Genomic DNA, 24,120 nt, shown 5'->3' with positions numbered 1-24,120 from the left:
GTTTCCTTAAAAAGCATGAGGAGGGGGTCACCCCTCCTCGATTATCCAACGCTCGATATTACGCTCCGCGCTGCTGAAATTCACCCCGATGCGGAACACACGCCGGGGATCGGCGGCAAACGGGTCAGCATAACGGCGTTCGGCAATCTGGCGAAGCGCCTCTTCGGCGGTGCCGTCCAGCTTAAATTCCATCACGTAGACGAAGCGGTCGGTCTGAAGCACCAGGTCTATCCGACCGCGGGAAGTGTGATATTCCACCCGGGTGTAGAAACCCACGAGGCGGAAAACGATGAAAAGTACATTCTGATAATGCAGCTCCAGGTCGCGGATCAACTCGTAAGGCGTACCGGCCATAAAGCTCCGCAGGCGGCTGAAGAAAGACTCGGGGTCGCCGGATTCCACCTCGCGGACAAACTTCTTGATCTCGAACTCTGCCTCCCGCTTCGGCTTGCCGGTGTAGTAAGGAGCGAGGAAACGGACAAAACCCTCCTCCACCTCGCGGTTGGGAAAACCCAGCAGATAGGTTTCAAACCGGGAATCGTAACCGTGAATCGTCAGGTAGCCGCTTTGGTAAAGCACCGGGATCGGATCGCTATCGTCGGTATAGATGCTGTCGAGCACCTCGGCGGTAGCCTGTTCTTTTTCCAGGTGAGGCAGGTTATAGTTATGTTCCTTCAACAGTTCCACCAGGTAGGTAGGCGTGCCGGTCTCGAACCAATAGCTGCCCATCTCCTCCTTGTCCAATGCATTGAGCAGGCTGAAAGGATTGTAAATGCCTTCGGAGTTGGGGGCGAAATGATAACCGTCGTAATAGGTCTTCAGCCGGGCGCACATCGCGTCGTACTCCATTCCTTGCGCCGCGGCAAGCGCACGGATGCCCGGCCGGAAATAAGCGTGAAGCTCCGATTCGGTAATGCCGCAAAGATTAAGGAACCTTTTATCCATCGAGATGTCTTTCAGGTTGTTCAGGTCGCTGAATATACTCACTTTGCTGAACTTGGTAACGCCGGTGAGCAAGGCAAACTTGATGTCGCCGTCCCTCGATTTGAGCACGCCGTAGAAGGCTTTCAGCGTCAGGCGGTAGGCGTCTTGCAACTCTTCGTCGCCGATCGCTTGCAGCATCGGCTTGTCATACTCATCCACGAGAACCGCTACCCGCTGTCCGGTCTGCTGATGGGCGCGCCGGATGATACCATCGAAACGGAGGGCAAGGGTCGTTTCGCCTTCACCCGCACCATAAACTGCCTCCCAGTCGAGCAAAGCCTTGTTGAGGACAGCTTCCAGTTCCCCGGGTGTGTTATACTTCCCGATATTCAGATCGAGGTGCAATACGGGATAGACGGTCCACTCCTTCTCCAGTTCCTCCATCGCCAGACCGTCGAACAACTCGCGCTTCCCCCGGAAATAAGCTTCGAGGGTAGACACCAGCAGGCTTTTACCGAAACGGCGCGGGCGGCTGAGGAAATAGTAGGTACCCGTACGAACCAGGCGGTGGATCAATGCCGTCTTATCTACATAGAGATACCCGTCTTTGCGAAGACTCTCAAAGTTCTGAATCCCGATGGGATAAAGTATTTCATTCATAATCGGTTCTCCTATCCTATGGATTAATGATTCAATTTACACCGGGCGGTAACCGTCAGGCAAAGACAAAGATAGCGATTGTTTTCCATATACAGCCAGCACACGGGGCGAAATATACCGAACCGAACGGCTCCATCCGGTCGAATCGCTCGGTTCCGACACATCGAATCGGACGACTCCACCCTGTCGAACCGTTCGGTTCTGACACATCGAACCGGACGGCTCCGGCAAAGGATACCGCCCGGTTCGATCGTTTCGATATACCGGATAAGAAAACTATTCGTTCCGGTGCACAAAGCTGAATCTTTTTATTTCAGTGCTTCGACCACCTGCGGCATCATCGTCCACACGGTATGTTCGCACTGGGCGGTGAAGAAGTTTCCGTCGATCTCCGATTTCTCGTCGGTGGCATGGCCCAGCTTGATAGCCGGTTTTGCCAACGGGTGAACCGCCACTTTCTTGCCTGCGGTGATCCCTGCGATGTCGAACATCATGGCTGCCGCGCAATGGCCGATCATGATCTTGCCTTTGTCGCCGAATACTTTGATGACCGCCAGCATATCCTGGTTGTAAGGCTTGCCTACATTTTCACCGAACTGGGGAACAGCGTCGCCACAACCGAATACCAACGCATCGTACTCGTCCTCATGCCCTTTCAGGTTGGCAATCACATCGTCCACGATCAGCGTAACGCCGGAATTGCTTTTTATCTCCGTCGAATCTGCCACCGCAAACACCTTGTAAGGTATCTTATTCTCAAAAAATGTTTCCAGATACTGGAACAAACCGAATCCGTTCACCGGATTCACTGCCAAAACTGCTACTTTCTTTGCCATGATCTTAATTATTAAATGAAACAATAGTTATTTTTCGTAAGTTTATTACTTTTGTTCGTCAAATGTAGATTATCCGGTTCGTCCAAACAAGAACGCACCTCGGAATAAGCAACTTACATAGAGATAACAATTGTTGAGCTTCAATAGAATATCAGAATATTAAAAATATGAAAAACTTTCATCCTACGGGAAACTGCCCGGTACGTGACGTCCTCAGCCGTCTTGGCGACAAATGGTCGATGCTGGTCCTGACTACACTGAGCGCGAACGGCACGATGCGTTTCAGCGACATCCACAAGACCATCGACGATATCTCGCAACGGATGCTGACCGTTACGCTCCGTACCCTCGAATCCGACGGCCTTGTGCACCGCAAAGTCTATCCCGAAGTGCCGCCCCGCGTGGAATATTGCCTCACGGAAATGGGCACGACACTCATGCCTCATATCCAGAGCCTGGTAGATTGGGCACTCGGACATATGGACGAGATTCTGACCAGCCGAGAGACGGCCAAGGGATAAAGAATACAGGGGGATGAAGTCGGCCGCTTTCAGATGCGAATCTTGCCGATCAACTCCCGGACAACCGTTTTCAAGGCTTCCGGCGCGATGATCTCCGCCCAGTCGGCAAACGACAGGTACCAGTGGCCGAACTTGTCGAGCGAATAGGTCCGGTATTTCTGGACGAAGTACTCCCCGTCCGCTACCTCCTCATAAAGTCCGTAGGTGTATTTGGAGACTTCCGTATCGCGTGCCACGTCGCGGTGGACACGGAGCATCACTTCGACCTCATCCTCTACATGATAGATCCGGGGGATCAGTTCGTCGAGCGGAAGATGCTCCTCCTCGAAACCGTTTTCGCCCAGACAGAGGTGGACGATTCTGCCGAGGTGGAAGGTACGGTAATCCCTCCTCAACTTGCACCAGGCGAGGACATACCAGATGCCGCCCATGAAGAACATACCCTGGGGTTCGATCGTACGGTGGGTGACCTGGTAGTTGTAGCCCGCCTTGTAGGTCATGACGAGCTGTTTCTTGTTCAGCAACGCCTTTATAAGGGTTTGCAGGACATTGGCAGAGGCGGTGCGCGTATTCTGGTGGATGCCCGAGATACGGATATAGGGGTCGAAATGATGGAGGATATCCTTGTCGGCCGTCCGCAACACGGCGCGTATCTTGTCCATCCCGCTGCGGAATACATCGTAGGTATCGCCGTCGGTCTGATGGCGGACAAGTTTCTCTGCCACGAGGAAAGAGAGGGCCTCGTCGATCGTGAACATCAGGGGCGGCAGCTTGAAACCGTCCACTAGCGAATAACCCAGCCCTGCCTCACCACCGACAGGGATCCCCGACTCTTCCAACGAACGGATGTCGCGATAAACCGTCCGGAGACTTACACCGAACTGATCCGCTATCTCACGTGCGGTGACGATCGGGCGGGATTGCAGCTTGACCAGTATAGCGGATATTCGTTCCAGGCGGTTCATTGTGTGCGTTTGTCTGATTGATTGGTGACAAAGATACAACTTTTACGTTACCGGCAGCGGGATCAGCAGATCATCGCCCGGATAGAAGCCGGGATAAGGCGGATGATACAGATGCCCTCTCCCGTCGGTCCTTCGGGTGAGTATTCGTTCATCCAGTCTTGCCAGAGTTCGCGTTTCAATGCTTCGTCGGTGATGATCTCGGCTTTGCCTGCGATCTGGACCTGCCCGCTCTCCATCGTAGCGTACATCACTTCACAGCGCGGATCCAGGCGGAGGTTCGCTAATTTCTGACAGCTGGCTTCTGTCGCAAAATGGAGTTGCTGCAAGGTCTGGCCTGCCAGGTTGTTGAGTCCCGAAAGGCGCGGTCCCGTCTCCGGATTGTTGGTGGCAACGATACCATATTCAAATCCCCGGATGAACTTTTCCGCTTCTTCCACCTGCTCTTTCGTCATCCCCGCAACTTCCCCTAAATAAAACAATTTCATTTCCATCTTCGTAGTTTTTTAATGTTAATATTCGAACTGTGAAGCAAAGGTATGGGGAGGGGGTGACAACAGTATGTCAGCAGGGAAGAGATTATTTCGTACTAATTACGAAAATATATTCTCGAACGCACCGCCTGTCTTCATAGAATTTTTTCTTTACTTTTGTCCATGAATATTTTTGGACAATCTCTATTTCTTTTTCATACATTTGCGAATCGACATAACCATATACATAAATCATCTTATTATGAACGACAAATTAAACATTCTCTGGACAACCGACAATAAAGACACCATATTCAATATGTTATCGATGTACACCCTCAACTCCAAAAAGAGAGGCTGGTGGAAAGAAGTGAACGTGATCCTTTGGGGAGCCTCCGTTAAACTCGCCGCCCGGGACACGCAGGTGCAGACGGAAATCCTGGAAATGCTTCAAGCAGGCGTCACCGTCGAAGCCTGCCAGGACTGCTGCGAAAGGTTCGAAGTGAAGCCAATCATCGAGAAACTGGGTGTTACCGTCAGATACATGGGAGCCCCGCTAACCGAATATCTCAAGAACGGAGAAAAAATATTGACCCTTTAACGGGCAACATATCCTTATATAATTCTCTTTATTTTATACACCGAAATACACAACATTATGGAACCTCTGATTTTAAAAGACAAAAACGTTTTCCCCACTAATGAAGTCATCGCCGACGTTCTGAAGGCTAGTTTTCCCGCATTCGAAGAATTCAGCGCATCGGCCGCAGCCGCCGACCTGACACTCGAGTGGAACTATTACAACGACGGGAAGGCCTGGTTATGCAAAGTCCTGTCAAAGAAGAAAAACCTTGCCTGGCTGGTTGTCTACCAGAGCTTTTTCAAAGTCACTTCCTACTTCACGGAAAAACACCTGGACCGTATCGCCGGAATGGAAATTACGGAAAGCATCAAAGAAGAATTCTACCGGGCCAAACCCAGCGGAAAACTCATCCCTATGACCGTTGCCATCACCGAAAAAGAGCAGGTGAAGGATGCCTTATCGATGATACTTTTCAAAAAAGGATTAAAATAGACGCATATGCAACCCTACGAGATCATAAAGAAACATATCGCCCCCTGCGGACTTCACTGCGGAGGCTGCTTTGCCTTCGCATATTCGCCAGTCCCGTTTGGGAAATCAGATTAAAATCGAGTACCTTTGCCTGCATGGAAAAGTTAGTAATTGTCGGATGCGGACGGCTCGGAGGTATCGTGGCCGACGCTGTAATCAAAGGCATTTTGCCCGAATATGAGTTAGTGGGGGTCTACTCCCGCACAGTCTCCAAAGCAGAAAACCTGGCTGCCCGGATGCAACAACACGGGAAACCTTGCCGGGTATGTGCGACCATCGAAGAATTGCTTGCCCTGAAACCGGACTATCTGGTGGAAGCCGCCTCGCCTGCCGCCATGAAAGAGCTGGCGTTGCCTGCACTGAAAAACGGCACTTCCATTGTCACCCTTTCGATCGGGGCGCTGGCCGACGACCTCTTTTATCGCGAGGTAGCGGAGACAGCCAAGGCAAACGGCACCCGTGTCTACCTGGCCTCCGGGGCTACCGGCGGCTTCGATGTGCTGCGGACTGCCGCCCTGATGGGAAACGCCACCGCCCGTTTTTTCAACGAGAAAGGCCCTAACGCCCTGAAAGGAACCGCCGTCTACGATGAATCGCTGCAAACGGAACAGCGCGTCGTCTTCTCCGGAAATGCGGTGGAAGCCATCCGGCTCTTCCCGACGAAAGTCAATGTTACGGTAGCGGCTTCGCGCGCCTCGGTAGGACCAGCGAACATGGAGGTGACAATGCAGTCCACCCCCGGATTTACGGGCGATACCCAGCGGGTAGAGATCAGGAACGATCAGGTGCATGCCGTCATCGACGTCTACAGCGCAACGGCAGAGATAGCAGGATGGTCGGTAGTGAACACCCTGCTTAATATCACCTCACCCATCGTATTCTGAGAGGTTGGCCAGTACTTTTTCGCTCAGGCGGTCGAACGCCTGGCGTGTACGGCCGGTCGACACCTGCATGCAACGTACGTGCGGATGGCTCAACAACTGGACGTTGCCCAAAGCACCTGCAGTATCACAGAAACAAAGGTTGTCGCCTTCCAGCCACTTCACAAACGGAGTCTCGTCCCAGGCGGGAGACAACCCCGTATTGAACAATATCTTTTTATTACCGAGCTGCTTAAATTCCGCTTCATGCAGCAAGACCGTGTTCTTATTCAGGCAGCAGCAAACCACTTCGCTTTGTGCCAGCAGCTCACCCAGTGGCAGGAAACGGTAACCTTTCCTACGTGCCTCTTCCTTCTCGCTCCGGGCGAAATAGGAGACATCGGCACCGAAGAACTTCAAGGCATCGGCAATCATCCCACCGGACTTACCCAGCCCGACGATCCCCACTTTCAATCCGGTGATCTCGCGAGGCATCTCATCCCATGCCTCCTGTCCGAAGCCGTGCAGGCAACGAACCAGCTCGCTGATAACATACTCCACCACCCCTTCGTCGCCATAATCGCGGATACCGGTCACAACAATCCCCCGTTCGTTGGCATAGCGGATATCGACATTGGCGCTCTCCGGCGAGTAAAGGGAACAGCACATCCCGATATAGCGGACATTCGGGCATTTCTCCAGTGCCGCCCGTTCGATCCGGGAGGTGTAACTCAAAAGGACAGCGTCCGCATCCCCGATACGGGCAGCCACCTCTTCATCCCCCGCGGGTATGTCATCGTACATAACTACTTCTTTCGCAAAATCTTGCAATTTCTTTTCTGCTGACGGAATCAGGCTTACAGGCTCTATCGCCACTAATTTATTGAACATGAATATTTCTGCTTATTTGTTTCCTCACAAAATTAATCCTTTTCGGTAAGAAACAAAAGACTATTTCCATCCATTCTTCCTTTCTCTCCCCTATTTGCGCATCTGTTATGCTGCCGGGAAGCATCTGTTATGCCATCGAATAGCATCTCTTTCCCGGAAATTCCATATCTCGAAAACTTATCTTATCTTTGGAAACATGGAAACAAAGCAAGCAACAATCAACCGGATCAACATCGTGATCGACTGTAAGGACGCGGGCCTCATGGCTTCCTTTTACAGCCGCCTCCTCAACTGGCAGTGGACACACCCGCAGGCAAACGGCTGGTCGGCCATCACCTCGCCCACAGGCATGGTCATCGCCTTCCAGGAGATAGAAGAATACGAACCACCCGTCTGGCCCTGGCAAGAAGGGAGACAGGGACAAATGCTCCACCTCGACTTCTACGTCGACGACCTGGAGGAAGCCGTCCGCCACGCCCTCAGCCTGGGAGCCAGCTTGGCCGGCGAGCAATACTTCAAAACTTCCCGTACACTGCTCGACCCCTCCGGCCATCCTTTCTGCCTGGATACGGACGAACCGGAATAACCTTTCCAACCCTACCGCCATGAAAAATAAGAATTTGAACGAAATGAGTAACGAAGAACTCTGGCAGCTGTTCCCGATCATCCTCTCGGCACACGACCGGGACTGGCCCAAGCGTTACGAAACAGAAAAAGACCGCCTCGTGAAAGCCATAGGAGCGGAAAACATCGTCCGCATCAGCCATATCGGAAGCACATCCGTACCGGGACTGACAGCCAAACCGACGATCGACATATTGCTAGAAATACAACAGGAAACCGACCTTGCCCGCCTCATCCCGACCATCGAAGCGGAAGGCTACATCTATTCCCCCCAACCCGGGAATCCGCCTCCCCATATGATGTTTATGAAAGGCTATACCCCCGAAGGCTTTAAAGGTCAGGCCTTCCACCTCCACATAAGATACTCCGGCGACTGGGACGAACTCTATTTCCGCGACTACCTTCTCTCCCATCCCGACACGGCGCAAGCCTACGGAGAATTGAAAGTCAAACTACAAAAAGAGTATGAACATGACCGCGACGGCTACACCGATGCGAAAACCGGTTTCATCCGCGAAATAACGAACCGGGCAAAAGAACAGATTACCCATCCTTCAAAAACAGAATAAATTATGAAAACCAGAGAGATTATATGGTGGACACTCCTGCTGATCCTCATCGATCAGGCGACAAAGATCGTGATCTATCATTTTTATATGGACACCCATTTCGATATTATCCCTTCGCTCTTCGAGTTCAGGCCGGTATTCAACGACAAACACAGCTACGTCAACTATCTTCTGAACCAAAAACTGAATATCAATATAGGCTTTTGGATACACATGGTCATCTTCGCCGTTGCCGAATGTATCATACTGGTATTATACGTATTCTTGAGAAGCCTGTCAAAAAAGACAAAGCTCCTCGACATTGCCATCATCTTCCAAACATCGGGGATTATCTGTGCTTTGCTCAGCAATATAGTCTGGGAAAAGGGGGTATTGGATTTCATCTATCTCAAACCCTTGTTTATTTTCGACCTGAAAGATATATACTTAAATACTTTTATTGTTTTCTTTCTTATATATGTACACAAGCACAGGGAAAAAATAAGGACGGCAAAAATAAAAGACGTTTTCAACCATCTCCGTAACAGATAGAAGAGACGGATGCACAGAGGCAATCGAAACGAAAACGAATTTGGCCGGATTGGACAACTCCCGGTCAGTATAGATTGCCTACTTTTGTCGCTAAAGAATCAGAAGCATGCGAAGCAGTACCGAAAATATCTATCAGGAAAAGGTGAACCAGGTAATCGATTACATCAGCGCTAACCTGCACCAGCCGTTACAACTGGACGTTATAGCCGGAAGGATCTGTGTATCCCGGCGGCAGTTGCTCCGCATCATGCGCTCCGCCCTCGACGAATCCCTCTATGCCTACATGGCCAGGCAGCGGATGGAACGGGCCATCATGTATATGCAGACGGAGGAGATGACGCTGGCCGAACTGGCCGCGCGGGTAGGCTACGACAATCCGCAATCGTTCTCGAAAGCCTTCAGGAAGCTGTTCGGAATCTCGCCGAAAGCCTATATCAACGGGTTGAACGCCCGCTTGCAGGAATATGTGAAAAGCAGCGGTGGCAAATACGAAACCGTCCCTTCGGAAATCTGCGAGGAGGAAGACCTGAATCTTATTTATATCCGCATCGTGGGACAGTACGGGGAGGAAAAGCCTTACGAAATGGCCTGGAACAAGCTGATAAAGTTCCTGGAAGAAAAGCAGGCACTATCCGCCGCCACCCGCTTCATCGGCCTGAGCTTCGACGATCCGAATGTCACCACAGCCGGACAATGCCGCTTCTACGCCTGTGCAACGGTGGATAAGCCGGTCGAAGCGGCAGGCGTCTTCGGCACACTCCGGCTGCGGAAAGGGAAATATGCCGTTTATACGTTGAAGGGCAGTTATTCCAGCCTGCAGGAGTTTTACAACAACATCAGCGTCAGCTTCAACCACACCATCCGCCACGGGATGCCTTTCGAGGAATACATCCATTACACCGGGACGGACAGCGAAGCGGCTCTAACCAAGATTTACATACCCATAAAATAAAATCATCATGGAAACGAAATACATCACCCTGACGAAGGAAAACATCGCAACCGAACATATCTGCTGCGCCTTCTCCGACAAGAAATGCAAGGAAAGTTACGAGCTGAAAAAGGAATGGCTCAGGAAAGAGTTCGATAACGGATACGTATTCCGCCGTCTCGACGAACGCGCCAAGGTATTTATCGAATATGTTCCCGCCGAAAAGGCATGGGTTCCCGTCGATGCCCCCGGTTATCTGATGATAAACTGCTTCTGGGTTTCAGGGCAGTACAAAGGATACGGGCACGGAAAGGCCCTGTTGCAATCCGCCATCGACGATGCCAGGGCACAGGGGAAGGCGGGGCTGGTCACCGTAGCGGGCACCTCCAAGTTCCATTTTATGAGCGACACCAAATGGCTTTTGCGCCAGGGTTTCCAAACGGTGGAGAAGCTGCCTGACGGTTTCAGCCTACTGGCTTTGAAAATCGACTCCGAAGCCCCTGACCCATCGTTCAGGGCAAGCGTGCGAAGCGGGGAATGCGAGGAGAAGAACGGCGCGGTCGTCTATTACACCAACCGTTGCCCGTTCACAGAATTTCATGTACGCGGTACGCTGGCAGAGATGGCCGAAAGGAAAGGTATACCGCTGAAAATCATCAAACTGGAGACGATGGAACAGGCACAGGACGCTCCTACCCCGGCTACCCTGTTCACTCTTTTTTACAACGGGAAATTCGTTACGACCGACGTCAGCGTATGTATGGAGAAGCGGTTCGAGAAGATTGTCGGGATTTAGCCATCGGTCTACCAACTATCCAAACAAGCTTGCAGGCGATTCCAGTTCGAGCAATAACTTTTTCGCCTCAAGCCCTCCGGCATAACCTGTCAGCTGATGATTGCTGCCAATAATACGATGACAAGGAACGAATATCGAAATGGCATTCGCACCGTTGGCAGCAGCTACTGCACGTACGGCTTTGGGATTACCCAAACGCTGTGATAGCCCGGCATACGACTCTGTCATCCCATAAGGTATTTTCAGCAGTTCATTCCAAACCTTCTTCTGAAAATCTGTTCCGGCGAAAAGCAAAGGAATATTGAAAACATTGCGTTTTTGGTCGAAATATTCATCAAGTTGAGTCATTGCCTCTTCAATGATAGCAGACGTACCTTCCTCATATACGGCATGCAGTTCTTTCTGAAGCCGGGCATCTATCAGCTTTCTACGCTCCTCATTCAGCCAGTCACATAAACATAATTTACCTCCATATGAACCGATAATCAATTTTCCGCAAGGGGACTGATAATACTGTATCCAAATAGTTTCTTCCATTTAGGGTATCATTTTTATTTGTTCACAACAAATCTACGAATTTAATAGGAAGAAAGCAATAAGGTAAATCTCTAATTAAAATTAGATAGATTCTCGGCGTCACTAAAAAAAATACAGAACATACGTTCTGATATTCAACGAATAATGTGGTGACACCGGAGCTCTTTTCCAGCGTCACCACGCTAAAACTGAAAGGTGACGCCGCTTTTTAAGGTGGCGTCAGCAAGTTACTCTATAAATATCAATACCTAAACCACAAATACAGATCAGGTGAATCCTGATTTAAGAAAAAAAATCTCGAAAAGTACGAAGCCTGAAAATGAATGCCTACCCGTTTACAAAGCGCTGCCTACCCATCTGTTAAACACTGCCTATCTTTTTGAAAAAAGCTGCCGGACAGTTATGAAAAATACTTACGTATTCAAAAAACAAAACACCTATGTTTTTTAAGATTGCTCCTTTTTCATACCTTTATACCATAATATATATCTTAAATCGGGATTCAAAATAATGAAAGAAATAAACAACTACCAACGTTTTTTGTCCGGAGAATATTGCAACTATTTGGATGCAGAAGTTTTAGAAATGATAGTCAAAACCCAAAAGTGTCTATCTGTGTTGAATGATATAACGACCACAGAAAAGGAAAGAAAAGAAATCCTTTCCAAGATGTTAGGAAGCATCGGGATTCATTCGAGCATAGGCTATAACTTCACTTGTCAATGCGGTAAGCATATTTTTATCGGAGAAAAGACGATCATCAATAATAACTGTACGATGATGGATGAAAATCATATTCATATTGGTGACAGAGTAAGGCTATTGGCTAAAAAACATAAAAATACACGACCTTATATTGAATGCAAAAAGGGTGTAAATCTCATAAATGACTGATTTACACCCTTATATCGCGGAGAGACAGGGATTCGAACCCCGGGAACCTCGCAGTTCAACGGTTTTCAAGACCGCCGCAATCGACCACTCTGCCACCTCTCCAATATGTTTTGCTATCGTTTTCTCTCGATTGCGGTGCAAAGGTAGTGATTATTTTTTTATATCCAAATATCAAAGGCGCTTTTTTCTTTTTAGGCTAATATTTTTCTTTTAACTCTGCCAGATAAGCGTTGTATCCGTTTTATTGCTATTTTTGTATTCTATAATTATCAATGAAGTAATAAGTTTTATATGAGAAAGTTGAAAGATTTATTCCTGATTTCAGTCGTGTTGCTGCTCGTCAGTTGCTCCATGTCTGCCAAATCGGATAAAAACGAAACGGGAGGTGTCGCTGCTCAGGGCGAAGTGGTCGTTCTAAACAAGGCAGATTTCCTGACCAAAGTATATAATTACGAAAAAAATCAATCGGAATGGGTGTACGAAGGCACCAAACCTTGCATCGTGGATTTCTATGCCGACTGGTGCGGACCCTGCAAGAAAGTGTCGCCGATCCTGAAGGAACTGGCCGGAGAGTATAAGAACGACATCATCATCTATAAGATCAATGTCGACAACGAGAAGGAACTGGCTGCCGCTTTCGGCATACAGAGCATCCCTACCCTGCTGTTCATCCCGGCAAAAGGTAAACCGCAGATCGCACAGGGCGCACTTTCAAAGGAACAGTTCGTTGAACAGATCAACGGATTCCTACTGGGTAAAAAGTAATTTTCAGCCACGTGGTTATATCATTCCACGTGGTTTCAACCATAAAAAAAGAGGGCACCTCAACGAGATGTCCTCTTTTTTATTTGGCATTGAGCGAATTATTCAGCGCTTTCTGCTGCGGGAGCTTCTTCTGCAGGAGCGTTGGCTGCTGCTTCTTCAGCTGCCTTTGCTGCAGCAGCTGCTGCTAATTCTGCTTTCTTTTTAGCTACTTCTTCAGCTTTTGCCTTGTTTGCTTCTTTTTCTGCTTCAAGACGAGCTTTTTCTGCTGCCTTAGCTGCTTCGCTGTCTTTTGTCTTTACTGCTTCAACAGAAGCCTGTTTGTTTTTCAACCAAGCCTGGAACTTTGATTCCGCTGCTGCTTCGTCGAATGCACCTTTCTTTACACCTTCCAGTAAATGCTTTTTCATGCATACACCTTCGCGTGACAGAATGTTGCGAGTTGTGTCTGTAGGCTGTGCACCTACCTGTAACCAATACAAAGCTCTTTCGAAGTTCAAATCTACTGTAGCAGGATTAGTGTTCGGATTATAAGAACCTATCCTTTCAATAAACTTTCCATCACGTGGAGCCCTGCTGTCTGCGACTACGATCTGATAAAAAGCGTAGCTTTTGCGACCGTGTCTCTGCAATCTAATTTTTGTTGCCATGTTTGAATAATTAATTTAAGCTGTTTGTATTAGCGGGTGCAAAGATAAGTTGTTTCGATTCATAAAACAAATCTTCGGAGAGAAAATATCCGGGAAATCCGGACTTTTTATGCGACAAATTGGATCGCCGGTTGCTTTTACAGACATTTTTCCTACCTTTGCGCCTTCTTTTTACACATATATATAATGTACGTATGATTTCTATAGACGGACTTACAGTAGAGTTTGGCGGAAGCACCCTCTTTTCTGATATATCTTTCGTGATTAACGAGAAGGACCGGATCGCCCTGATGGGGAAAAACGGTGCGGGCAAATCGACTTTGCTCAAAATACTTGCCGGGACACGCGAACCGACACGCGGAAAAGTGTCGGCTCCCAAAGATACGGTGATCGCTTACCTGCCCCAGCACTTGATGACGGAAGACGGCCGGACGGTTTTTGAAGAAACGGCACAGGCCTTCGCCCACCTGCATGAGATGGAAGCGGAGATCGAGGCGATCAACAAGGAACTGGAGACACGGACCGACTACGAATCGGACAGTTATATGGAACTGATCGAGCGTGTCTCGACACTCAGCGAGAAGTTTTATTCGATCGAAGAGATCAACTATGACGCCGATATCGAGAAAACATTGCTCGGACTGGGATTCAAGCGCGACGACTTCGGGCGGCAGACCAGCGAGTTCAGCGGCGGATGGCGCATGCGTATCGAGCTGGCAAAGTTGCTGTTGAAGAAACCCGACGTGCTGCTGCTGGACGAGCCGACCAACCATCTGGACATCGAATCGATCCAGTGGCTCGAAGACTTCCTGATCGACAACGGACAGGCGGTGGTTGTGATCAGCCACGACCGCGCGTTTGTCGACCATATCACCACCCGTACGATCGAGGTCACGATGGGCCGCATCTACGACTACAAGGTGAATTACAGCAGTTACCTGCAACTCCGCCAGGAACGCCGCGTACAGCAGCAGAAAGCCTTCGACGAGCAGCAGAAGATGATTGCCGAAACAAGGGAATTTATCGAACGTTTCAAAGGTACATACTCCAAGACCCTGCAGGTGCAGAGCCGCGTCAAGATGCTTGAAAAGCTTGAGATACTGGAGGTGGACGAGGAAGACACTTCGGCACTTCGCCTGAAATTCCCGCCCTCTCCCCGCTCCGGCAACTATCCGGTGATCGTGGAGGACGTGGCAAAGGCGTATGGCGACCATGTGGTGTTCCGCAACGCCAACCTGACCATCGAACGGGGCGACAAGATCGCTTTCGTAGGGAAAAACGGTGAAGGAAAGTCCACCCTCGTGAAATGTATCATGAAAGAGATCGAACACGACGGTACGCTGACGATCGGGCATAACGTGATGATCGGCTATTTTGCGCAGAACCAGGCTTCGATGCTGGACGAGAACCTGACGGTTTTCCAGACCATCGACGACGTGGCGGTGGGCGATATCCGCAACAAGATCAAGGACTTGCTGGGCGCGTTCATGTTCGGCGGCGAAAATTCAGCCAAGAAGGTGAAGGTTTTGTCGGGAGGCGAGCGCACACGTCTGGCGATGATCAAGCTGCTGCTCGAACCGGTCAACCTGCTGATCCTCGATGAGCCGACGAATCACCTGGACATGAAAACGAAAGACATCCTGAAACAGGCGTTGCTCGACTTCGACGGTACGCTGATCGTGGTGTCGCACGACCGTGACTTCCTCGACGGCTTGGTAACCAAAGTCTACGAGTTCGGCAACCAGCGAGTGACGGAACATCTGGAAGGCATCTACGAATTCCTGCAACGGAAGAAGATGGAAAACCTGAACGAGTTGGAACGAAGCAAGGGGAAATAAAACTCCATCACCCGTTAATTTCGCTTATTTCCCTACTAGCCCAAAAGTGTTTCACCCTAATGAAACAGTTGTTCCATTACTTAGAAACAGTTGTTTCATTAGAGTGAAACACTTTTGACATAACAAAGATACTAAATGCGTATACCGAACGTCAGCATCACATCATAGGTAGACCGGCTGACATCTTCATGATACTTATAATGCGTCCTCCGCGAGAAGTAGCGGTTCGACAACGCTATATGCCATTTCTTATTGGAAGAATAAACCAATTTAAGCCCCATCACCGTCAGGCGTGAATGCCCTTTGTCGCCCTGTACGCTGAAGGTATTCGGGTCGACCGTACTCAGATCGATGTCCGGATTGTAACCTTTCCAGGTAAAGATATGGTAGTTCTCCATATTCAGCAGAAACGACCAGTGCCTGTTGTAAGTCAACCCCGTGAAAGCCTTCACGCTGTAACCGCTTCCCATATTATAATCGCGTTCGTCGAGGCGGAAATAATCGGACGAGCCACCGCCCAGGGCGACACCGTTCACATAAAATTCGCCGTAAGCATCCACCTTGTCACTCGGTTCCGACCGTTTGTAATAGATCAGGCCGCCACCCACCGCTGCCGCTTCCGAGATGCGGTAAGGGGAAACCTTGTCGCCCTCGCTGTCGCGCAGCTGCGAGTCATAATAGTCAAAATGCTGGAAGATACCTGCCGTCAACGTGCGCGGTCCTTTCTCCCACACCCGCTTTCCCCACAGGGCGCCGATGGCATTCACCTGGGTGATGACGGGCTGACTGGAGAAGAAATCGAAACCGGCACGCAGTTGAAACCACTCGTAGGGCGAATAGAACTCATCTTCAAACGGGTCGCCATAATCCAGCCGCAGCGACAGGTGCATACTGGTCGTGCCATGCTTCGAATGCTCCTGCTCAGCCAGGAAACGGGGACCGGCACTCACGATAAAGTTCACGGGCACAAACGAATAGGTACGGCCTTTGTGCGGACGATGACGCCACGCCTCACCTGTTATCAGACGGTTGATGCCGCGCACGGGCGATATCAGTCCCGAAAGGATCTCGCGCCCGACACGCTCGGCTCCCGAGGTACGGTCGTCGATGAAAAGATCGGACAGACGGTAGGTGATCTCGCCCAGTTCCACCCCGCCGAACGTAGTGGCCATCAGGTCGTTGATGGAGGGCGGCTCCGCCTCCATGAAGAACTCCCACATCAGACTTCCTCCGGCGGCGAAGGGAATGGATTGCCAGAAGTTCATCCCATTACTACGGGCAGCATTGAAATACAACGACCCATGATAAGGATGCGCCACCAGGTTGGTAGAGAATTTATCCGTGTCCCAGACGGGACCTGTCTTGAAATTGTTCTTGATCGTACGGCCATTGATGCGGGCGAAGTCTTCGTTCATCGCAAAACGGTCGAAGGCCCAGATCGCCATGTTCAGGCCAAACACCTCACCGGCTGCCAGCCAAGGCTTCTTAGGCATAAAGGTGGTCGAGTCACTCACGTAATTTCTTGTATCCATTTTTGGGAAGTGCTGCGCCCGAATCCATTGGGTCGAAAACAGAGCCAGCACCCCTATCCAAATAAACTTTTTCATTTTTTTCAATCTTGTGCCTTAAAGACTAATCAACTAACTCATGCAAACTTATACATAATTAACAGTATGGAACTCGTTTGGTTTAAATTATTCTTAGGTTGTGTTGCTAGAAACAGACACAATTCAAAGGAAATACTTACTTTTGCAGAAAAAAACAAAATGATAGATTTCATTACCTTTTGCGACTACACTGGAACGTTCGCCTTCGCAATTAGTGGGATCAGACTAGCTTCTGCCAAACAATTTGATTGGTTTGGCGCCTATGTGGTCGGGCTGGTGACGGCCGTCGGAGGCGGTACGATACGCGATATCCTGCTGAACGCGACTCCTTTCTGGATGGAGCAGACTTCTTATTTAACAGTTTCGGCTCTCGCCTTATTATTTGTTATCATCTTCCGGAAATATGTGATCCGGCTGAATAATACCTTTTTCATATTCGACGCCATCGGCCTGGGGCTGTTCGGCGTGGTCGGGATCGCCAAAACACTCGAATTCGGCTTCCCCATGTGGGTGGCAATCGTGATGGGAACGATCACAGGGTCGTTCGGAGGTATGATGCGTGACATATTGATCAACGAGGAACCGCTGATCTTCCGGAAAGATATCTATGCCCTGGCGTGCGTGTTCGGCGGAGGCGTATATTATTTATGTATGCTTGCCGGGCTGAATCCCTCCATCACCCAGTTCGCGGCGGCGCTGGGCATATTCCTGGCACGTATTATAGCCGTAAAATATCACATAAGCGTTCCCGTATTGAAGGGAGAAGAATAAATTTATTACCTTTGCATTATGACAGTAAATATGAACGATCAGCGAGATAAGGCCTCCATCCTGCTCATCTACACAGGCGGAACAATCGGTATGATTGAAAACCCCGAAACCGGAGTATTAGAATCATTTAATTTCCAGCATCTTAGAGATAATATGCCGGAATTGAAGAAGCTCGGTTACGCGGTTTCGACCTATCAGTTCGACCCGGTGCTCGACTCGTCGGAGATGGGCCCCGACTCCTGGATGAAGATCGTGAAGATCATCGCAGACAATTATGCGAAATACGACGGCTTCGTGGTGCTGCATGGCACAGATACGATGTCGTTTACCGCCTCTGCCTTGAGTTTCATGCTCGAAAACCTGAGCAAGCCGGTCATCTTCACCGGTTCGCAGTTGCCCATCGGCATGTTGCGGACGGACGGGAAGGAAAACCTGATCACGGCGATCGAAATAGCTGCTGCCAAGGAAAACGGCGTACCGATCGTACCCGAAGTCTGCATCTTCTTTGAAAACGACCTGTTGCGCGGCAACCGGACAAGCAAGATCAATGCGGACAATTTCAACGCATTCCGTTCATACAATTACCCGGCGTTGGCGCATGCCGGCATCTATATCAAATATGACACAGGCCAGATTTATCACCCTGTTTCGCGCAAACCGCTGAAACCCCACTATCTGCTCGACCGCAACATAGCGATCCTGAAGCTGTTTCCCGGCATCTCGCCGCAAGTGGTGGAAAGCATCCTCAATATTCCCGACCTGAAAGGGGTCGTGATGGAAACCTTCGGCAGCGGAAACGCTCCGAGCTACGACTGGTTCCTGAAGATGCTCAAAGAGGCGGTCGACCGTGGCATCGTGATCGTAAATGTAACCCAGTGTTGCGCCGGAAGCGTTGAGATGCACCGATACGAAACGGGCCATAAATTACTGGAAGCCGGCGTTATAAGCGGGTTCGACAGCACAACGGAAAGTGCCGTCGCCAAGCTGATGTTCCTTTTCGGCCACGGACTTTCTCCGGAGGAAGTGAAGGACCACATGAACTGCTCGCTGATCGGGGAAGTGACAATCCCTGATACGTTCCGTTCCTGAATATACTATGTAAAACAGAATGAGCCGCGAGGCGGAATAGAAAAACATGAAACTATCATTTCTTAGCTTAGCAAGTGGAAGCAGTGGTAACTGCTATTATCTGGGTACTCCCGAGTTCGGGATACTGATTGATGCTGGTATCGGAATACGTACCATAAAGAAGGTGTTGAAAGATAAGGCGATCGACTTTTCTAAAATCGTGGCTGTCCTGATAACCCATGACCACGCCGATCATATAAAGACGGTAGGTTGCCTGGGAGAGAAAATGAACATTCCGGTATATTCTACCGCCGCCGTCCACCGGGGGATCGAAAAGAGCCGCTATGTGGAGGAAACCTTGATCGGTTCGCGCCGGATCATCGAGAAGGAAGTGCCTTTCTCGATACGCGATTTCCTGATCACCGCCTTTGAAGTTCCGCACGACAGCACCGACAACGTCGGCTATTATATCGAGTATGGCGATCATAAGTTCACCTTCGCTACCGACGTGGGCCATATCACGGATACGGTCAGCCATTACATGCGGCTAGCGACCCATCTCATCATCGAAGCGAACTATGACGAGGAAATGTTGAAGTTCGGCACCTACCCCGCTTTCCTGAAAGAGCGTGTAGCAAGCCCGACCGGCCACCTGAGCAACCGCGAAGCTGCCGAATTCCTGGCCGCCAACTACGACCCCAAACTGAAGGATATCTGGTTGTGCCACCTCAGCCGCGACAATAATCATCCGGAGCTAGCCTATAAAACCGTCGATATCCGCCTTTTCCAGGAGGGTGTCCGTGTCGGTAAAGATGTCTCACTTATAGCACTTAAGCGTACGACTCCGTCTGATATATTTGAATTCGAGTAAAATTTAGTCAGAAAAAAGCGACAAAAAAATTTGCAAAGAAAAATTAAACCCCTATCTTTGCACCCGCAATCGAGAAACAAAGATCACGATCAGGAAACGAAGATAGCAACAGATTGACTTGGTAGCTCAGTTGGTAGAGCAAATGACTCTTAATCATTGGGTCGAGGGTTCGAGCCCCTCCCAGGTCACTCCAAGATACCAACATCGACTTGGTAGCTCAGTTGGTAGAGCAAATGACTCTTAATCATTGGGTCGAGGGTTCGAGCCCCTCCCAGGTCACTTAAAGGAAGATATTACGAAAGTGGTATCTTCCTTTTTTATTTCCCCATTATATATACATTCCTGATCAATCGTTAATCATTCTAATTTATTCCTTTCTGTCACATATGTTACAATTTTAAATGGATAAACAGTGTATTTTTGTTCCAACTAATTAATAAGATAAATTTATGGAACAGTTACATGCACACGAAGTTCTTTTCATGATGGAAGGAAATAGTTATTCGGAAGCCAGCCTGCGGGAAGCAATCATTGGGAAATTTGGCAAGGAACAACGTTTTTATGCTTGTTCGGCTGAAAATATGAATGTGGATGAGTTGATTGAATTTCTGAAACAAAAAGGGAAATTCATGCCGAAAGATGACGGATTCACTGTGGATATCACTAAAGTTTGCAACCATTAGGCTATACAACACCATCCTGTATATTTGTTGTCAGCATCATAAATAAAAACCGCCCTATTCTCACGAACAGGGCGGATGTTTGCCCACTAAAGGGCTTGGGATACAACGTTATTAGATATGAGGATTAACGTTATAGAGTAAAAAGTATGATTTCACCAATTACATTGAATTCATAAAAAAATTAGTTAGTCCAATCAACTACAAAATCAACGCCGGGGTCATCTCTTGTACCCTGCGGCTCCATAGGGATTTCCCAATCCGTAATAAAAGCACCCGTATAATCAGATCTGTAACCCACTTCCTGGGGATTATCCTCGCCGTTCGGCGAGTTTTTACAATTCCATACCGGTGAAGCACCACGTCTGCGCCTTGCGAAACAGACGGCATACACTGATCTCAGTCTTCTTTTGTTCCCTCCACCCTTCCGGGGGAAGAAATTAGTTTCAGCTCCAAAATATTCAACTACAATCATCTATATATAAATTTTCTCTAGTTACCCTAGCAAGAGCCTTAAAAACTCAGATGTAAAGGTATTCCTCCGGAAACACTGTTTTGCACCCATCTTCAACTATTTTATTTACGAAATTTATAAATGTAGGTCGTAGCAGAGACCAAATACTCCAAATATGCCAAAACGAGAGAACCGGAAGAAAAAATCCTCCTTTTCTGTCAAAACAGATTGTTTGTTGATAAAATCAGCTTATTTTGCAACGGCTGGCAGAAACGGAGGAAATACGCCTCCAACATTTCCCGCATGCCTGCTGTTGTATTGATATAAAAATAAAGAAAATGAAGAATAAGACACATCAAAAAAGAGTCGCAGCCATACACGACATTTCCGGCTTCGGAAAATGCTCGCTGACAGTCGCATTACCCATTTTATCAGCTGCAGGAATCGAAACCTCGGCGCTTCCCACAGCTATTCTCTCCACCCATACCGGAGGAATCAGCGGATACACATACAGGGACCTGACAGAGGACATGCGTCCGATCATGCAGCACTGGAAATCGCTCGACATACAATTTGACGCCATATACACCGGTTATCTCGGATCATTCGAGCAACTGGACATCGTAAAAGAGTTCTTCGACACGTTCAGGAGAGATGACAACCTGATCCTCGTCGACCCGGTGATGGGCGACAACGGTGAGCTGTATACCAGTTTCACCCGCAAGTTTGCCGCCGGAATGAGATCACTCTGCCAAAAAGCGGATATCATCGTCCCCAACCTTACCGAAGCCGCTTTATTGTTGGACGAACCTTATCGTCCGGGCCCCTATACACATGCCTACATCGAAAGCCTGCTGCGAAAACTAAGCGAACTGGGACCGAAACAGGTAGTCCTGACAGGTGTTTTCTTCAAAGACGACGAACTGGGAGCAGCCACCTACGACCGGACGACGGATGCAATCGATTATGTCTTTACCAGGAAAGTGCCCGGCTACTACCACGGGACAGGCGACGTATTCGCAAGCGCATTACTGGCAGCTTTGCTGAATGACTTCACCCTGATCGGATCGGCCGCCATCGCCGTGCATTTCACCGCCGAAAGCATCCGACGAACCTATGAAGCCAAGACGGACTATCGTTTCGGTGTTAATTTTGAACAAAGTTTCCCCGACTTTCTAAAAGAACTGAAACTCATATAAATGGTTTCGATTTTATTTTTCATCTTTGCGTTATTATATAAAGTATTAACTTGAAACTGCCTATATTACGACATGAGTAAAATAAAAATTGCTATTTCCGGAATAGGGGCTGTAGGGGGATATTACGGTGGGTTGCTGGCAGCGTACTACCAAAACTCAGAAGAAGTGGAAATCTTTTTCATTTCACGGGGTGAAAACCTGCAGGCTATCAGAAAAGACGGATTAGAAATAAAAAAATCATTTAAGAAAATAACCGCCATTCCAACGCTGGCTACTGACGATCCGACAGAAATCGGACCGGTGGACTATCTGTTCTGCTGCACCAAAAGCTATGATCTGGAAGATAATATCCGGGATCTTGCGCCGGTAATCGGCCCGGACACCATCATCATCCCGTTGCTCAACGGTGCGGATATATCCGAACGGATACAGCAAATAGTGCCCGACAACAAGGTATGGAAAGGCTGCGTTTACATCGGATCACGCCTTGTCTCACCCGGCCATGTACAAAAATTCACGTTGAAAGACCGTCTCTTCTTCGGCCACAACAGCAAGGATAAAGAAAAGCAGGTCGAGTTACAGAAGTTACTCAGCAGCGCCCGTATCCTGTCGACCAATCCTGCCGACATAGACTTCGAGATCTGGAAAAAGTTTTTTATGATCTCCACTGCGGCAACGATCACCTCTTATTTCAACGAGACGATCAACGAAGTGATAGATAAGCATATCGACCTGTTCATCACCCTGGGATACGAACTGCAGAGCGTAGCGGAAGCCAAAGGTATCAAATTGCCGGAGGATATCGTTTTCTCATCGATCAAGTCGCAACAAATGATGCCAAACGGCTCAACCACTTCGATGCACACCGACTTCAGACGGGGAAGCAAGACCGAAATAGAGACACTGACCGGTTACGTGATACGCGAAGCAGAGGCGTTGAAGCTGGAAGTTCCTACCTACCAATTTATGTACAAGGGACTGACTCAATTCCCCTACCCCCGGTAAGAAACAAATAAAGAGGAACGCTGATTTTCATTTTTGATGAATTTCAGCATTCCTCTCTTTATTTTATGCCGCTTGCAGGCGGCTTCAAGATTCCGGAAAACTATCCGATTATCCGATATAAGTCTCCATGAACTTTGCATTCGGAGCCGGTGAGATTGTCACCACTTCCGTATCGGCCGGGATCAGAACAGTCTGTCCCTGATGGATGAAGATCTCGTTTCCTTTATTGTCACGGATAGAAGCCTTACCCTCCATACATATATATACGACAAACGAATCGAGTTCAGAGAAGTCGCGCACCATCATCGTATCCAGGTCGAGCAGGTTGGTGGTGAAATATTTGCAATTGGCAAGTTCAACCGTGGCATTGGTATGTGCCTTATAATGCGTACGGTAGTCGGGGAGCGTCGTATAGTCGATCGCATCCTTTGCCAGTTCGGTATGCAGCTCACGTCCGTTGCCGCTGGCATCCTTACGGTCGTAATCGTAGATACGGTAAGTAATGTTGCTGGTCTGCTGTATCTCAGCGATAAAGCATCCCGCACCGATAGCATGTACGCGTCCGGCAGGCAGGAAGAAAACATCGCCCGGAGAAACTTCATAGCGCTGCAAAACGTCCATGATCGTGTTATCACCTACACGTTTCACATATTCGTCCGCGTCGATCTGCTGTGAGAAGCCGGAGTACAGCCCCGCCCCTTTCTCTGCCTTTATCACATACCACATTTCTGTCTTACCGAAAGAGTTATGGCGTTTCATAGCCAGTGCGTCGTCAGGATGCACCTGAATGGAAAGGTCATCGCGAGCATCGATAAACTTGATAAGCAGGGGAAATGTAGAACCGAATTGCTCCATTACCTTTTCTCCCAGCAACTGTTTGCCGTATGTACGGATCAGTTCATCGAGTGACTTACCTTCCAAATCACCATTATCGACGATAGAATAGTTTCCTTCTACATGAGAAAGTTCCCAGCTTTCGCCGATCCCTTCTTCTACTGGCGTAATGCCCTTAAACGGGCAGATGTCTGAGCCTCCCCAAATGATCTTCTTGAGGATAGGCTTAAATGTCATTGGATATAACATAACTGTGTT

The 24,120-nt window shown here is 48.9% G+C and carries 29 protein-coding genes and 3 tRNA genes; 21 read left to right on the top strand and 11 right to left on the bottom strand.

The genetic code is table 11. From position 1 onward, the window contains the following. Positions 1–27 precede the first annotated feature (27 nt). The gene (locus DXD68_RS11740) at positions 28–1,584 is read right to left on the bottom strand and encodes an ATP-binding protein (protein ID WP_122361668.1); all 1,557 of its coding nucleotides are present in this window, start codon (positions 1,582–1,584) and stop codon (positions 28–30) included. 26 nt (positions 1,585–1,610) lie between these two features. Between DXD68_RS11740 and DXD68_RS11735 the strand changes: the two genes are divergently transcribed. Then, positions 1,611–1,886, top strand: coding sequence for a hypothetical protein (locus DXD68_RS11735; RefSeq protein WP_122361667.1), 276 nt, complete (start codon positions 1,611–1,613; stop codon positions 1,884–1,886). Between the two features lie 6 nt (positions 1,887–1,892). Here DXD68_RS11735 and DXD68_RS11730 read toward each other — a convergent pair whose 3' ends face one another. Further along, on the bottom strand, positions 1,893–2,420 hold the full coding sequence (locus DXD68_RS11730; protein ID WP_122361666.1) for a DJ-1/PfpI family protein: 528 nt from the start codon (positions 2,418–2,420) through the stop codon (positions 1,893–1,895). 167 nt (positions 2,421–2,587) lie between these two features. On the opposite strand from DXD68_RS11730, the gene DXD68_RS11725 reads away from it, so the two are divergent. Beyond that, entirely contained in the window at positions 2,588–2,941 is a 354-nt protein-coding gene (locus DXD68_RS11725; RefSeq protein WP_122361665.1) for a winged helix-turn-helix transcriptional regulator, read from the top strand. A gap of 29 nt (positions 2,942–2,970) precedes the next feature. Here DXD68_RS11725 and DXD68_RS11720 read toward each other — a convergent pair whose 3' ends face one another. Both DXD68_RS11720 and DXD68_RS11715 read right to left on the bottom strand, forming a co-directional pair. Further along, positions 2,971–3,906 (bottom strand): helix-turn-helix transcriptional regulator, encoded by a 936-nt coding sequence (locus tag DXD68_RS11720; RefSeq protein ID WP_122361664.1) that lies wholly within the window; start codon positions 3,904–3,906, stop codon positions 2,971–2,973. A gap of 62 nt (positions 3,907–3,968) precedes the next feature. After that, positions 3,969–4,391, bottom strand: a complete 423-nt coding sequence (locus DXD68_RS11715) for a pyridoxamine 5'-phosphate oxidase family protein (protein WP_233577116.1) — start codon at positions 4,389–4,391, stop codon at positions 3,969–3,971. A 247-nt stretch (positions 4,392–4,638) separates the two neighbouring features. On the opposite strand from DXD68_RS11715, the gene DXD68_RS11710 reads away from it, so the two are divergent. From DXD68_RS11710 to DXD68_RS11695, 3 genes are all read left to right on the top strand, one after another. Then, a complete protein-coding gene (locus DXD68_RS11710; protein ID WP_122354032.1) occupies positions 4,639–4,977 on the top strand; it encodes a DsrE family protein in 339 nt (112 codons plus the stop codon). 57 nt (positions 4,978–5,034) lie between these two features. Further along, complete coding sequence (locus DXD68_RS11705) at positions 5,035–5,451, top strand: DUF3788 family protein (protein WP_122361662.1); 417 nt, start codon at positions 5,035–5,037, stop codon at positions 5,449–5,451. Positions 5,452–5,585: 134 nt separating this feature from the next. Continuing rightward, complete coding sequence (locus DXD68_RS11695; protein WP_122361661.1) at positions 5,586–6,374, top strand: aspartate dehydrogenase domain-containing protein; 789 nt, start codon at positions 5,586–5,588, stop codon at positions 6,372–6,374. On the opposite strand, the gene DXD68_RS11690 is transcribed toward DXD68_RS11695, so the two are convergent. Continuing rightward, positions 6,357–7,241, bottom strand: a complete 885-nt coding sequence (locus DXD68_RS11690; RefSeq protein WP_122361660.1) for a D-isomer specific 2-hydroxyacid dehydrogenase family protein — start codon at positions 7,239–7,241, stop codon at positions 6,357–6,359. The genes DXD68_RS11695 and DXD68_RS11690 overlap by 18 nt on opposite strands. A gap of 94 nt (positions 7,242–7,335) precedes the next feature. On the opposite strand from DXD68_RS11690, the gene DXD68_RS11685 reads away from it, so the two are divergent. From DXD68_RS11685 to DXD68_RS11665, 5 genes are all read left to right on the top strand, one after another. Beyond that, positions 7,336–7,827, top strand: a complete 492-nt coding sequence (locus DXD68_RS11685) for a VOC family protein (RefSeq protein WP_233577115.1) — start codon at positions 7,336–7,338, stop codon at positions 7,825–7,827. Positions 7,828–7,846: 19 nt separating this feature from the next. Beyond that, a complete protein-coding gene (locus tag DXD68_RS11680) occupies positions 7,847–8,434 on the top strand; it encodes a GrpB family protein (protein WP_122361659.1) in 588 nt (195 codons plus the stop codon). A gap of 3 nt (positions 8,435–8,437) precedes the next feature. Further along, the gene (locus DXD68_RS11675; RefSeq protein WP_122361658.1) at positions 8,438–8,965 is read left to right on the top strand and encodes a signal peptidase II; all 528 of its coding nucleotides are present in this window, start codon (positions 8,438–8,440) and stop codon (positions 8,963–8,965) included. A 106-nt stretch (positions 8,966–9,071) separates the two neighbouring features. Then, positions 9,072–9,917, top strand: a complete 846-nt coding sequence (locus DXD68_RS11670; protein ID WP_122361657.1) for a GyrI-like domain-containing protein — start codon at positions 9,072–9,074, stop codon at positions 9,915–9,917. Positions 9,918–9,924: 7 nt separating this feature from the next. Continuing rightward, positions 9,925–10,692, top strand: coding sequence for a GNAT family N-acetyltransferase (locus DXD68_RS11665; RefSeq protein WP_122361656.1), 768 nt, complete (start codon positions 9,925–9,927; stop codon positions 10,690–10,692). A gap of 15 nt (positions 10,693–10,707) precedes the next feature. On the opposite strand, the gene DXD68_RS11660 is transcribed toward DXD68_RS11665, so the two are convergent. Then, the gene (locus DXD68_RS11660) at positions 10,708–11,229 is read right to left on the bottom strand and encodes a methylated-DNA--[protein]-cysteine S-methyltransferase (RefSeq protein ID WP_122361655.1); all 522 of its coding nucleotides are present in this window, start codon (positions 11,227–11,229) and stop codon (positions 10,708–10,710) included. Between the two features lie 510 nt (positions 11,230–11,739). Between DXD68_RS11660 and DXD68_RS11655 the strand changes: the two genes are divergently transcribed. Continuing rightward, entirely contained in the window at positions 11,740–12,123 is a 384-nt protein-coding gene (locus DXD68_RS11655; RefSeq protein WP_122361654.1) for a maltose acetyltransferase domain-containing protein, read from the top strand. A gap of 17 nt (positions 12,124–12,140) precedes the next feature. Here DXD68_RS11655 and DXD68_RS11650 read toward each other — a convergent pair. After that, a tRNA-Ser gene (locus DXD68_RS11650) sits at positions 12,141–12,225 on the bottom strand. 189 nt (positions 12,226–12,414) lie between these two features. Here DXD68_RS11650 and trxA point away from each other — a divergent pair. Then, entirely contained in the window at positions 12,415–12,888 is a 474-nt protein-coding gene (gene trxA, locus DXD68_RS11645; protein ID WP_122354041.1) for a thioredoxin, read from the top strand. Between the two features lie 98 nt (positions 12,889–12,986). Here the strand turns inward: trxA and DXD68_RS11640 are convergent, their stop codons facing one another. Next, complete coding sequence (locus DXD68_RS11640; protein WP_122361653.1) at positions 12,987–13,535, bottom strand: 30S ribosomal protein S16; 549 nt, start codon at positions 13,533–13,535, stop codon at positions 12,987–12,989. A gap of 194 nt (positions 13,536–13,729) precedes the next feature. Between DXD68_RS11640 and DXD68_RS11635 the strand changes: the two genes are divergently transcribed. Then, positions 13,730–15,373, top strand: a complete 1,644-nt coding sequence (locus tag DXD68_RS11635; RefSeq protein WP_122361652.1) for an ABC-F family ATP-binding cassette domain-containing protein — start codon at positions 13,730–13,732, stop codon at positions 15,371–15,373. A gap of 131 nt (positions 15,374–15,504) precedes the next feature. Here the strand turns inward: DXD68_RS11635 and DXD68_RS11630 are convergent, their stop codons facing one another. Continuing rightward, complete coding sequence (locus tag DXD68_RS11630) at positions 15,505–16,980, bottom strand: DUF3943 domain-containing protein (RefSeq protein ID WP_122361651.1); 1,476 nt, start codon at positions 16,978–16,980, stop codon at positions 15,505–15,507. 159 nt (positions 16,981–17,139) lie between these two features. On the opposite strand from DXD68_RS11630, the gene DXD68_RS11625 reads away from it, so the two are divergent. The 6 genes from DXD68_RS11625 (at position 17,140) to DXD68_RS11600 (ending at position 20,373) form a co-directional block, all read left to right on the top strand. Continuing rightward, positions 17,140–17,751, top strand: coding sequence for a trimeric intracellular cation channel family protein (locus DXD68_RS11625; protein ID WP_122354045.1), 612 nt, complete (start codon positions 17,140–17,142; stop codon positions 17,749–17,751). Positions 17,752–17,781: 30 nt separating this feature from the next. Then, positions 17,782–18,840, top strand: coding sequence for an asparaginase (locus DXD68_RS11620; protein ID WP_370449275.1), 1,059 nt, complete (start codon positions 17,782–17,784; stop codon positions 18,838–18,840). Positions 18,841–18,886: 46 nt separating this feature from the next. After that, the gene (locus DXD68_RS11615; RefSeq protein ID WP_122354047.1) at positions 18,887–19,690 is read left to right on the top strand and encodes an MBL fold metallo-hydrolase; all 804 of its coding nucleotides are present in this window, start codon (positions 18,887–18,889) and stop codon (positions 19,688–19,690) included. A gap of 115 nt (positions 19,691–19,805) precedes the next feature. Next, a tRNA-Lys gene (locus DXD68_RS11610) sits at positions 19,806–19,878 on the top strand. An 18-nt stretch (positions 19,879–19,896) separates the two neighbouring features. Beyond that, positions 19,897–19,969 (top strand) — tRNA-Lys (locus tag DXD68_RS11605). Between the two features lie 170 nt (positions 19,970–20,139). Next, positions 20,140–20,373: a YecH family metal-binding protein gene (locus tag DXD68_RS11600; protein WP_122361650.1), complete on the top strand. Its 234-nt coding sequence runs from the start codon at positions 20,140–20,142 to the stop codon at positions 20,371–20,373. A 181-nt stretch (positions 20,374–20,554) separates the two neighbouring features. Here the strand turns inward: DXD68_RS11600 and DXD68_RS11595 are convergent, their stop codons facing one another. Further along, on the bottom strand, positions 20,555–20,845 hold the full coding sequence (locus DXD68_RS11595) for a hypothetical protein (protein ID WP_233577113.1): 291 nt from the start codon (positions 20,843–20,845) through the stop codon (positions 20,555–20,557). Between the two features lie 317 nt (positions 20,846–21,162). Here DXD68_RS11595 and DXD68_RS11590 point away from each other — a divergent pair, with 317 nt between their 5' ends. Continuing rightward, positions 21,163–22,023 carry a pyridoxamine kinase gene (locus DXD68_RS11590; RefSeq protein WP_122361649.1) on the top strand — a complete coding sequence of 287 codons (861 nt, stop codon included), beginning with the start codon at positions 21,163–21,165 and terminating at the stop codon, positions 22,021–22,023. A 72-nt stretch (positions 22,024–22,095) separates the two neighbouring features. After that, positions 22,096–23,028: a ketopantoate reductase family protein gene (locus DXD68_RS11585; protein ID WP_122361648.1), complete on the top strand. Its 933-nt coding sequence runs from the start codon at positions 22,096–22,098 to the stop codon at positions 23,026–23,028. A 108-nt stretch (positions 23,029–23,136) separates the two neighbouring features. On the opposite strand, the gene DXD68_RS11580 is transcribed toward DXD68_RS11585, so the two are convergent. Continuing rightward, positions 23,137–24,111: a type I phosphomannose isomerase catalytic subunit gene (locus tag DXD68_RS11580; protein WP_122361647.1), complete on the bottom strand. Its 975-nt coding sequence runs from the start codon at positions 24,109–24,111 to the stop codon at positions 23,137–23,139. Between the last annotated feature and the right edge of the window lie 9 nt (positions 24,112–24,120).

It is taken from the genome of Parabacteroides sp. TM07-1AC (assembly GCF_003480915.1).
Lineage (GTDB): Bacteria > Bacteroidota > Bacteroidia > Bacteroidales > Tannerellaceae > Parabacteroides > Parabacteroides chongii.
The sequence above is the reverse complement of the archived record's forward strand: the minus strand, read 5'-3'. Positions and strand labels throughout refer to the sequence as shown.

Excerpts from the sequence above, each read along its gene's own strand:
- DXD68_RS11680 (WP_122361659.1), top strand. The coding sequence starts at position 7,847 with ATGAAAAATAAGAATTTGAACGAAATGAGTAACGAAGAACTCTGGCAG.
- DXD68_RS11735 (WP_122361667.1), top strand. The coding sequence starts at position 1,611 with ATGATTCAATTTACACCGGGCGGTAACCGTCAGGCAAAGACAAAGATA.
- DXD68_RS11705 (WP_122361662.1), top strand. The coding sequence starts at position 5,035 with ATGGAACCTCTGATTTTAAAAGACAAAAACGTTTTCCCCACTAATGAA.
- trxA (WP_122354041.1), top strand. The coding sequence starts at position 12,415 with ATGAGAAAGTTGAAAGATTTATTCCTGATTTCAGTCGTGTTGCTGCTC.
- DXD68_RS11640 (WP_122361653.1), bottom strand. The coding sequence starts at position 13,535 with ATGGCAACAAAAATTAGATTGCAGAGACACGGTCGCAAAAGCTACGCT.
- DXD68_RS11715 (WP_233577116.1), bottom strand. The coding sequence starts at position 4,391 with ATGAAATTGTTTTATTTAGGGGAAGTTGCGGGGATGACGAAAGAGCAG.
- DXD68_RS11600 (WP_122361650.1), top strand. The coding sequence starts at position 20,140 with ATGGAACAGTTACATGCACACGAAGTTCTTTTCATGATGGAAGGAAAT.
- DXD68_RS11655 (WP_122361654.1), top strand. The coding sequence starts at position 11,740 with ATGAAAGAAATAAACAACTACCAACGTTTTTTGTCCGGAGAATATTGC.
- DXD68_RS11590 (WP_122361649.1), top strand. The coding sequence starts at position 21,163 with ATGAAGAATAAGACACATCAAAAAAGAGTCGCAGCCATACACGACATT.
- DXD68_RS11725 (WP_122361665.1), top strand. The coding sequence starts at position 2,588 with ATGAAAAACTTTCATCCTACGGGAAACTGCCCGGTACGTGACGTCCTC.
- DXD68_RS11635 (WP_122361652.1), top strand. The coding sequence starts at position 13,730 with ATGATTTCTATAGACGGACTTACAGTAGAGTTTGGCGGAAGCACCCTC.
- DXD68_RS11740 (WP_122361668.1), bottom strand. The coding sequence starts at position 1,584 with ATGAATGAAATACTTTATCCCATCGGGATTCAGAACTTTGAGAGTCTT.
- DXD68_RS11670 (WP_122361657.1), top strand. The coding sequence starts at position 9,072 with ATGCGAAGCAGTACCGAAAATATCTATCAGGAAAAGGTGAACCAGGTA.
- DXD68_RS11620 (WP_370449275.1), top strand. The coding sequence starts at position 17,782 with ATGAACGATCAGCGAGATAAGGCCTCCATCCTGCTCATCTACACAGGC.
- DXD68_RS11720 (WP_122361664.1), bottom strand. The coding sequence starts at position 3,906 with ATGAACCGCCTGGAACGAATATCCGCTATACTGGTCAAGCTGCAATCC.
- DXD68_RS11595 (WP_233577113.1), bottom strand. The coding sequence starts at position 20,845 with ATGATTGTAGTTGAATATTTTGGAGCTGAAACTAATTTCTTCCCCCGG.
- DXD68_RS11665 (WP_122361656.1), top strand. The coding sequence starts at position 9,925 with ATGGAAACGAAATACATCACCCTGACGAAGGAAAACATCGCAACCGAA.
- DXD68_RS11660 (WP_122361655.1), bottom strand. The coding sequence starts at position 11,229 with ATGGAAGAAACTATTTGGATACAGTATTATCAGTCCCCTTGCGGAAAA.
- DXD68_RS11580 (WP_122361647.1), bottom strand. The coding sequence starts at position 24,111 with ATGTTATATCCAATGACATTTAAGCCTATCCTCAAGAAGATCATTTGG.
- DXD68_RS11630 (WP_122361651.1), bottom strand. The coding sequence starts at position 16,980 with ATGAAAAAGTTTATTTGGATAGGGGTGCTGGCTCTGTTTTCGACCCAA.
- DXD68_RS11695 (WP_122361661.1), top strand. The coding sequence starts at position 5,586 with ATGGAAAAGTTAGTAATTGTCGGATGCGGACGGCTCGGAGGTATCGTG.
- DXD68_RS11625 (WP_122354045.1), top strand. The coding sequence starts at position 17,140 with ATGATAGATTTCATTACCTTTTGCGACTACACTGGAACGTTCGCCTTC.
- DXD68_RS11585 (WP_122361648.1), top strand. The coding sequence starts at position 22,096 with ATGAGTAAAATAAAAATTGCTATTTCCGGAATAGGGGCTGTAGGGGGA.
- DXD68_RS11675 (WP_122361658.1), top strand. The coding sequence starts at position 8,438 with ATGAAAACCAGAGAGATTATATGGTGGACACTCCTGCTGATCCTCATC.
- DXD68_RS11615 (WP_122354047.1), top strand. The coding sequence starts at position 18,887 with ATGAAACTATCATTTCTTAGCTTAGCAAGTGGAAGCAGTGGTAACTGC.
- DXD68_RS11690 (WP_122361660.1), bottom strand. The coding sequence starts at position 7,241 with ATGTTCAATAAATTAGTGGCGATAGAGCCTGTAAGCCTGATTCCGTCA.
- DXD68_RS11730 (WP_122361666.1), bottom strand. The coding sequence starts at position 2,420 with ATGGCAAAGAAAGTAGCAGTTTTGGCAGTGAATCCGGTGAACGGATTC.
- DXD68_RS11710 (WP_122354032.1), top strand. The coding sequence starts at position 4,639 with ATGAACGACAAATTAAACATTCTCTGGACAACCGACAATAAAGACACC.